This is a genomic window from Blautia sp. Sow4_E7 (assembly GCF_052116245.1).
Classification (GTDB): domain Bacteria; phylum Bacillota; class Clostridia; order Lachnospirales; family Lachnospiraceae; genus Blautia_A.
On the sequence record NZ_JBQKLL010000095.1, the window covers coordinates 1 to 2,677 of the forward strand.

The 2,677-nt window shown below is 48.5% G+C and carries 2 pseudogenes; both read left to right on the forward strand.

Going from position 1 to position 2,677, the window contains the following annotated elements:
- Positions 1 to 113 precede the first annotated feature (113 nt).
- Positions 114 to 1,697: pseudogene (gene glmS / locus ACTQ50_RS19375) on the forward strand (glutamine--fructose-6-phosphate transaminase (isomerizing)); the annotation flags it as partial.
- Positions 1,698 to 1,778: 81 nt separating this feature from the next.
- Positions 1,779 to 2,567: pseudogene (locus ACTQ50_RS19380) on the forward strand (phosphoglucosamine mutase); the annotation flags it as partial.
- Positions 2,568 to 2,677 lie beyond the last annotated feature (110 nt).

The window sequence follows — 2,677 nt, forward strand, 5'->3', positions numbered from 1 at the left end:
ATCATAAAGGGAATGCTCTTTTTCTTTCTATAGATTTATGGTCATTATAACCGTCTGTTCATGGACTGGCAAGCCCGGTAGCTTTCGGATAAAAAACGGTAGCTATAACAACCAATGCTCATCCACATACCTCTGATGATGGAAATGTGGTCGGTGTTCACAATGGTATCATTGAGAATTACCAGGAACTGAAGAATAAGCTCCTTCGTAAAGGCTATGAGTTTTATTCTTCCACAGATACCGAAGTGGCAGTGAAGCTCATCGATTACTATTACAAGAAATATGAGCATACTCCGGTGGATGCCATCAACCATGCCATGGTCCGTATCCGCGGTTCCTATGCCCTGGCGATCATGTTCCAGGATTATCCGGGGGAGATTTACGTTGCCCGCAAGGACAGTCCTATGATTATCGGCGTGGAGAACGGAGACTGCTATGTGGCTTCTGATGTTCCTGCGATTCTGAAATATACCCGCAATGTTTATTATATTGGAAATCTGGAGATGGCACGTCTGGCAAATGGGACCGTTACCTTTTACAATCTGGACGGAGATGAGATTGAGAAAAAGCCAACGCAGATCAAATGGGATGCAGAAGCAGCTGAAAAAGCAGGCTACGAGCATTTCATGCTGAAGGAGATCCATGAGCAGCCAAAAGCCGTTCAGGATACGTTGAATTCCGTATTAAAGGATGGTGCTATCGACCTGTCTTCTGTGGGACTTACTGAGGAAGAGCTTCAGTCCTTTTCCCAGGTATATATTGTGGCATGTGGTTCTGCCTATCACGTAGGCGTGGCATGTCAGTATGTGCTGGAGGATCTGGCGCAGATCCCGGTGCGTGTGGATCTGGCATCTGAGTTCCGTTACCGCAGCATGCCTCTGGATCCCAACGGTCTGGTGATTGTGATCAGCCAGTCCGGCGAGACGGCAGACAGCCTTGCAGCCCTCCGCCTTGCGAAAAAGAAGGGGCTGAAAACCCTTGGAATTGTCAATGTGGTGGGAAGCTCCATTGCCCGGGAAGCAGATAATGTATTTTATACCCTTGCCGGTCCGGAGATCGCAGTTGCCACAACGAAAGCCTACAGCACCCAACTGATCGCCGGTTATTGCCTTGCCGTTCAGTTTGCGCTGGTGCGCGGATGTATTTCCCAGGGGCGTTATCAGGATCTTATCTCCCAGCTTCAGTGTCTTCCTGAGCAAATCCAGAAGATCCTGGACGATAAGGAGCGGATCCAGTGGTTTGCTGCCAAACAGGCCAATGTCAGGGATGTATTTTTCATCGGACGTGGACTTGATTATGCCATCAGCCTGGAAGGCAGCCTGAAAATGAAAGAGATCAGTTACATCCATTCTGAGGCTTACGCAGCAGGAGAGCTGAAGCATGGCACTATTAGTCTCATTGAGGACGGCACTCTTGTGATCGGTGTGCTCACCCAGTCTGAGCTTTATGAGAAAACTATTTCCAATATGGTAGAGTGCAAAAGCCGCGGAGCTTATCTCATGGGGCTGACTACCTATGGAAATTATAATATTGAAGATACGGCTTCCTTTACCGTTTATGTTCCAAAGACAGAGGAGTGCTTTGCCACAAGCCTTGCGGTGATTCCGTTACAGCTTATGGGATATTACGTCAGCGTGGCAAAGGGACTTGACGTGGATAAGCCGAGAAATCTGGCGAAGAGCGTTACGGTAGAGTAAATTTGCAGCAGTCTTATGAGTGCGGTGAGCAGAAACGGCAGATGTTTTTCGGGGGAAAAACAACAGGATGAGGTTATAAAAATGGGAAAATATTTTGGTACAGATGGCTTCCGCGGAGAGGCAAATGAAAACCTGACAGCAGATCATGCATATAAAGTAGGCCGTTTTCTCGGCTGGTATTACGGAGAACTGAAACGCCGGAACGGTGACCACACTCCGGCGCGTATCATAATAGGAAAGGATACCCGCCGTTCCAGCTATATGTTTGAGTATACACTGGTTGGCGGACTGGTGGCTTCCGGTGCGGATGCATATCTTCTCCATGTCACGACCACACCGTCTGTGGCTTATGTGGCAAGGGTGGATGAATTTGACTGCGGTATTATGATCTCCGCAAGCCACAATCCATATTTCGACAATGGAATCAAGCTGATCAACGGAAACGGTGAGAAGATGGACGAGGAGACCATTTCACTTGTGGAAGCCTATCTGGATGGAAATCTGGAAGTCTTCGGGCAGAAATGGGAGGAGATTCCTTTTGCAAAGAAGGAAAAAATCGGCTGTACAGTAGACTATGTTTCCGGAAGGAACCGTTACATAGGGTATCTGATCTCTCTGGGTGTCTATTCCCTCCGCGGCGTGAAGGTGGCGCTGGACTGTGCTAACGGAAGCTCCTGGAATATTGCCAAAGCTGTTTTTGACGCTCTCGGCGCCAAAACCTACGTGATCAACGCCCAGCCGGATGGCACCAACATCAATAACAATGCCGGTTCTACCCATATCGGGGGACTGCAGAAATATGTGGTGGAGAATGGAATGGACGTTGGTTTTGCCTATGACGGCGATGCAGACCGCTGTCTCTGCGTAGACGTGCAAATTCCGGCTCATCTGACCACGCATTCCGCTAAGAGCTGATCAGTCTTTCCGGATGTAACTGAACGCGTTTCCGCTTCAGCTGATCAATAAGTTTTCAACGTGTT